We start from the raw sequence: 6556 nt of genomic DNA on the forward strand, positions 1-6556 counted from the left end.
ATGATAATAAAACTCATTTGGTTACTAATGTCAAAAACTTCTTATCATTCATCTGTTCATTGGTCACATATTCTCCATCGTGGAACAATGCGTATGTAGTGATGGGAGTTGGTGCATTCTGAGCCTCCTGCCTGCTGCCTATTTTTATTGCTTTGAATGGTATTCCGTTTTCCCTGGCAGTCTCCTCTACTACAGGCACATACTTGGCATTAAAGGGACATTGATTTGTATAGTAGAGGACATAACCTTTTTCGTCGATATGTGGATGCTTAGCACAATCCTTGAAGGTTGGGGTTTCTGCTTCGTCCTTTGAGGTTGGGACTTGTGCGCCATACTTGAATGGCAGGTACCACAATTGGATGCCATTATCAGATTCATCTGCCACTGTAAAGCCCTTTGCTGTAAGAAATTTCGGGTCTGATAGGAACGGTTTCTTCTTAGCTGCTGCCAGTATGCAAAGTCCCTTTTTCCCCTTCTCCTTGCTATCTCTGATGCACTCATTGAGAAGATCTGTTGAATAGCCATGTCCCTTCAAGGATCCTGAAACCCACAGGCAGTCGATATACATATATCCCGGAGCATCAATGGGATTCCAGGCATACTCCGCCGGAATGTATTCAATAAAGCATTTCCCGCGTTCTACGCTCTTTAAGAAAACAAGGCCTTCATCGAATCTGTCCGAAAGCCAGGCTTTCTTGGATGATACCTGTATGTCCTTATTGTTGGAAATGGCGCAGCATATGTGTTCATTTTCAAGATTATCTTTAGTAATCCGTATGTACTCCATATTGAATTCTCCTTTTAAAATGAAACGTTAACCCCGTCGACCGGGTCCATCCTTTTCCTCAAATGTGTCGACATAGAGTGCCAGTTCAAAATGGCCGTTAAGACCTTTGATGTACTCATATTTGCGGCTTGTCATCTTTTCAAAATCTTTTCTGCCATACAGCAGGAAAAGTGTGCCATCCTTCACAAGATACACGTTGCCGGAATCTTCTGCTTCCTTAATCTCAAAGCCAAGAACATCCCTGTAAAAGCGGATCATTTTTCCCATATCCTCTACAAATAATCCAAAGCCGTCTAATCTCATTTTCTTACCCCCATATACTCATTAAGCTCTTTAACCTCGCACCCCTTGCTGGCATAGTATGCGTACATCTCGTCCAGCTTTTTCAGATCATAGCTTGTTACGCAATCGGAGATCACATGAACTGTGTACTCTGATTTGGTCATGTTGTAGCATGTCGATTTCACGCAGCCTGTGGCATCCGCGCCTGCAACATAGAACTCCGTAATTTCGTTGTTACTGATAAATCCTGAAAACTCTTCGGATGTCAGTGCATTCGATTTTGACTTGGTAAAAATATTTTCAGATACAATCTTCAATTCAGTAACAAGTTCCTCGCCTTTTGTACCGGGTTTAAAGGTTCTGGTTCCTGCCGACAGATTGTTATGCTTGATGTAGACTACCTGCATATCCTCCGCAGTTGCCCAGTCGATAGCTCTGTTGATGCCATCGACGATTTTCTTATAGTTCTTAGTGATGTCATTTTGAATGTCGATTACGACCAGTGCTTTGTTTGCCATGTTTTTTCTCCACCTCTTCATATTTGCGTTGAATGTCACTGGTGATCCGGTAAAGCTTTTCTCTGACAGACTTAGGCTCAAGGACTATAACCTTATCACTACAGGAAAGGATCCATGCTATCAATCCCTCATCATCGGGATACTCATACTCAAAAAGCAGCGTCCCATCAGGTTGTTCCTGGAAGGAATTAACTCCATATTCTTCCACAAGATGCCATCTCATTGATGGGTCAAACACAGCCTTAACTCTGCCCTTTTCCGGAAAAACCTCTTCATTTGAAATTGATGGCGCAGGTATCTCACTTCTTTTTTCAAAGTCAGTTCCAAGGACAATTTCATCCATTCGGTTAAGCTTGAATAGCCTGAAATCCTTTCTCAAAAGGCAATATCCATACACGTACCAGCTGGCCCATTTGAAAATTAGATAATAGGGCTCAATCTCTCTTTTCGAGTCACCTTTTGGCGAGTAGTAGGAAAACTTCATTCTTTTCCCTAGCTCAATGGCATCCTGAATCAGCGCAATCTTTTGTGAAAGCGTATCCTTATACCACGAGGACAAATCAATAAGGATTGAATCCCTTCCGCTGATAAACTCTGAAGAACCCGCCTGGATTTTTTCCATGAGCTGCCCATAATATCCACTACCACTGACGCTATCAAGGCTTCGAAGTCCGGCAAGGATCATCTGCATATCCCGGGATGTCAAAAGCGCTCTATCCATCCGGTAGCCATCCATGATGCTGATTCCGCCGCCCACGCCCTGCGCAGTCTGGATAGGTATCCCCGCCTGACACAGTGTTTCAATGTCCCTGTTGATTGTTCGCCTCGACACCTCGAAGTGCTCAGCCAGCTCCGGTGCAGTTGTCATCTCCTTTTGTAAAAGGATTGAAAGTATACCAATCAGTCTGTCTATCTTCATTTGATCACCTTCTTGATTCAGCTTAACATGGCAAACACGACATCTATATGTCATGTTTCTATTTTACACGGATTTGCACTGATTTACACTGATTTGGATAAAAAAGAACCTCCAACCGTATGGCTGCAGGTTCCATCATCCATCAAATATTTGCATTTATTTCTTTTACGATCTCGACAAACTCGATATCTCCATCCGCAAGAATTTCGACTATCCGCTCACGACCGTCTTCATTTTCACCGTTTTCCCAATAGATTTCGGCCATTTTCAGGTTCTCGTCTTCATCAATCACACCGTCAAAGCACTTGTAGGCGTCACCTTCATAGACATTTCCATTAACCCTGATCCTGGCAATTCCATAGGTAGGTCTTCCGAGTTTTGCAAAATAATCTCCCCACTGCTCAGCCTCGCTAAATGATTTTGATACATAAAGTGATGCCATCCTGGAAGGATATTGCGGGTACTTTTCTTTCCTTACTTTTTCCAGGGCAAGCTCTCTTATTGCCACCTGCACAGGGTATGATAATTCTTCGTCCTTATATTTTTCAGGATTCCTTGCAATATCCTCTATCATTTCTTTTTGTTCCTGTATGCGCTTGAACACTCCGTTTGGATGATCTTCATCTAAGATAAGATGCTCCCCCACACACTTGGGAACGTCGGATATCACATGATAAAAATACTGTTCTTCCACTTTTTTCTCCTTACTGATGGACCACTGCCCCCGTTCACATAGTCCATACGCTCTTATATATCTCTCGCTGTTCTCCCTGATAATCTCCAAGACCTTCAAAAACCATTTCAAAACCGCATTTATTAAGCACATGCTTGGATGCCACATTGTCACTTAAGCAGATGCCATACACTTCTTTTGTGTTCACCATCTTCGCCACAACAGGTAAAAATGCAGTCACAGCCTCTGAGGCATAGCCTTTTCCCGTCTCCTCTTTTGCAATATGGTATCCGATTTCCCATTTTCCATCATCGATTGGAACCATCTGGACGTAGCCGATATTTTTGTTGTCCTCTTTTACAAACACAGGATATACAAGAGGTCCATCTGTTTCGCCATACTGTGTCATCAAAAATTCAATTGTTTCTTTTGCGTCTTCCTCAGTCTCAAAAACCTCGTCCGGCACGAATCTTCTGTTATCCTCATCCAGTGAATTCCTGTGGACATCATAAGCCATGTCCAATGTAAACTCTTTAATCTCTAATCTATCGGTTTCAATTCTCATAACAATCTTTCCTCCATTACATACTCAGAATCTTATTTACGGAAAAATACTTCCATTCCCAAGCAATACTCTGATTATACCGATAACAAACAAATGGGCCGGATAGTAGATATAGAAGAACCACTTCATTCCTTCCTCCTAAATAAGTGCATTTTATATTTTAAAAATATCACATAACAAAAACAGACCTTTTCCTACACGGATATCGATCTGTTTTTCACTATTATTTTTCAGATGAAATGAACCACTAACCCCCCTGGTCCATTTAGTGGAACGAAACAACCTTGTCATAGTCGTAGCCTCTGTCAGGTGTGAAATGCCTCTCAGTAAGTGTAAAGTAAACAACGCCATTTTTATTTACAGGTATGGAGATGGATGTTTTATTATCATTCGCATTTCTATCGTCAGCAGAATCAGAGCCGGCTACGCCGCTAACCTTCACAACACTACTGGAGGTAAGCGGCCATGCTGCACTTTTTATGAGCTCAGTCTCTTCCTTTGTAGGATAAGCAGGCTCACCAAGATCGTGCCAAAGCTTAAGCGGATTACAGCAGGTTTCATCCACAGTCTTTGTGAGTAGTGTATACTCAGTTTCCTGATTGCTCTTCTGTTTAAGATCAAATGAAATCTCTTTTACCTTGTCTCCCTCATCTATATTCCAGAGAATTCCGGCATGGCCTTTATTGCCCTTAACGATCACAGCATTATCATCTCTGTAAACACATTTCTGACTAAAGAGCTTAAGCTGCTTGAAGAAGTAGAATGTCCAGAAGGTAGGCTTTGGAATATTCCCGGAAGCCACCATTCCAAATCCGCCATGGAATAAGGAATTCTGAACTCCCTGCTCCTCAAATACATCACCGAAAGTCCAGTATGAGTATGCTTCATTCACATCTCCAAGGCCTGAGAGCTGCCTTGCAAGGTAAGCTGCATTGATATTGGTATCGTGGATAACGCCTCTTGGTGTGTATGAAGTACTGAACTCTGTAAGATGAATAGGCAGCCCCTTAAACTCCTCGTAGGAATCCACTATATCCCTTGTAGCCTGAAGATTTTCAAAACGCATCTTTGAATCCTCGAGCTTAGAGTAGTCATAGTGGCCTATTCTTTCAGGGAATTCTACTGTATAGTGATGCCTTGTAATGGTGTCCGGACGAATTCCTTCTCTTTTACAAAAATCAAGGAATCCCTGAATCCACTCTGCATCTCTAACGCCGCAGATTGCAGGACCACCTACCAATGTGGTCTATCTAACGTCAACTTAACATGAATACATATTCAATTATCGCATAAAGATAGGAGGAGTGGGGGCCAATTTGTTTTATTTTTCGTCTCTCACGCCACTTGCTAGAAAAGACTCCGGTTTTTGTTTACTTTTATCCATGCCAAATAAGCCTATACTGAGTATGGGCTTGAGTGATTGGTTATTATTCTGTTTCAATAAATGTTAGAATGCAGTTTTAAGGTTTGGAAAATGCTTCCTACGTATTTGTTTGAGGTTACGACGCTTACATTTTCGGCCTGGCTGAATCATTGATTTTACCTTTACTGATGTAGCCGTCAAGTCGTCTATTGCGGAGATATCTGTCAATGAGCATAGTATACGAGGGAATATCCTTTTAATTCTCCCTATAATAAATGATCGATTGGCTTGATATCTGTGTTTGGTGGCATTTTTCATTTTTGTATCAATAATGTTATCAGCGCTACCTTTTATAAGAGCTGTAAGATTTGTCAGCAAAAGGTTTATGTAGAACTCCTGAAATACAGCGGTTGTAGTTTTGCCGTTGAATTCTTCAAGGAGAAATTTTTCCTTTAACTCATAGTATTTTGACTCTACTGGCCACCTTAAGAAATACAATTCACGGAACATATCCACAGTTATAGATTCGTCAAATATGTTAGTGGCAAGATATTCTGCAGTGCCATCATCAAGTATGACTTCTATTACTCGGATTGGAATGTCACATGTTTTGAGTTTGGGATCACCGGCAAGAGTGGTGACTTTTTCGCCATGGCAGGCGCGTGTGAGTTTGATTTTTTCTTTTAGTCGCATTAGGCAGTAATGATTATTGTCTGTACAGTAGCGGAACATGCTTTCTGAATAGTAGCCACGATCAAATATAATTATTGAATCTTTGTAAATACCAAGAGCCTCAAGGTTTTTCATGTGATCTAATGCAGCTGCCCTTTCTGATGCAAGGTACTTATGAAGCGATGCATGCACAATGTAGTCATCCATTACGTCATATACTACAGAGGATAGTCCAGAAGAAAACTTACGGTTCTTGTCATGAACAGTGAACATTTCGCCGAAGAATTCAAAATTAGATTTACAGTTTGGAACTTCCAGCCTTGAGCCATCAATGGCAAATATATGGTAACCATGCCATGTTTTCCGTTTTCGGATATTTTTGTAGAAAAGATCTACTGATAAATTGAAGAGCTCTTTAAATAATTGTGGCTTGATGTGTTGACGTGCTTTGGATACAGCCTGTTTAGAAACAGAAGGGAAATTGTCAGGTGATAAATCTTCGCTTATTGCTGCAAGATTTTGGTACATTGAAGCTTTGGTGGTATAAAATAGATATGTTACTAGGTGGAGCATTGAAAGTTTGCGCTTTCTGATGAAGTGATTCTTTTCACGGTGAGCTTCCAGGCAGTCCGGAGAAGAGATATATTGCTTGATCTTTTGGATGATAAGTTTGCAGATTTCATGTTTTTCCATACGTAACCTCCTAAATTTGCGTAATCTGGATATGTGTTTCGCAGTCACGAAACTACATCTCCTTATTGATTAAGGGCCGCGTAG

At 41.2% G+C, this 6556-nt stretch carries 8 protein-coding genes; all 8 read right to left on the reverse strand.

What is annotated here, in order from left to right; all coding sequences use genetic code 11:
- Nucleotides 1–13: 13 nt before the first annotated feature.
- On the reverse strand, nt 14–787 hold the full coding sequence (locus G608_RS0116580) for an N-acetyltransferase (protein ID WP_026496950.1): 774 nt from the start codon (nt 785–787) through the stop codon (nt 14–16).
- A 27-nt stretch (nt 788–814) separates the two neighbouring features.
- Nucleotides 815–1090, reverse strand: coding sequence for a VOC family protein (locus tag G608_RS21600; protein ID WP_081677479.1), 276 nt, complete (start codon nt 1088–1090; stop codon nt 815–817).
- Complete coding sequence (locus G608_RS0116590; protein WP_026496951.1) at nt 1087–1587, reverse strand: isochorismatase family cysteine hydrolase; 501 nt, start codon at nt 1585–1587, stop codon at nt 1087–1089. Before G608_RS0116590 ends, G608_RS21600 begins: the two co-directional genes overlap by 4 nt.
- On the reverse strand, nt 1547–2506 hold the full coding sequence (locus tag G608_RS21605; RefSeq protein WP_051209462.1) for a helix-turn-helix transcriptional regulator: 960 nt from the start codon (nt 2504–2506) through the stop codon (nt 1547–1549). Before G608_RS21605 ends, G608_RS0116590 begins: the two co-directional genes overlap by 41 nt.
- Nucleotides 2507–2648: 142 nt before the next feature.
- Nucleotides 2649–3200 (reverse strand): DUF2441 domain-containing protein, encoded by a 552-nt coding sequence (locus G608_RS0116600; protein ID WP_026496952.1) that lies wholly within the window; start codon nt 3198–3200, stop codon nt 2649–2651.
- Nucleotides 3201–3234: 34 nt separating this feature from the next.
- Nucleotides 3235–3744, reverse strand: coding sequence for a GNAT family N-acetyltransferase (locus tag G608_RS22665; protein ID WP_051209465.1), 510 nt, complete (start codon nt 3742–3744; stop codon nt 3235–3237).
- A 265-nt stretch (nt 3745–4009) separates the two neighbouring features.
- Nucleotides 4010–4984: a GH39 family glycosyl hydrolase gene (locus tag G608_RS21615; RefSeq protein ID WP_081677481.1), complete on the reverse strand. Its 975-nt coding sequence runs from the start codon at nt 4982–4984 to the stop codon at nt 4010–4012.
- 207 nt (nt 4985–5191) lie between these two features.
- Nucleotides 5192–6472: an IS4 family transposase gene (locus G608_RS0116620; protein WP_026496953.1), complete on the reverse strand. Its 1281-nt coding sequence runs from the start codon at nt 6470–6472 to the stop codon at nt 5192–5194.
- Between the last annotated feature and the right edge of the window lie 84 nt (nt 6473–6556).

The organism is Butyrivibrio sp. WCD3002, assembly GCF_000424265.1.
Classification (GTDB): Bacteria; Bacillota; Clostridia; order Lachnospirales; family Lachnospiraceae; genus Butyrivibrio.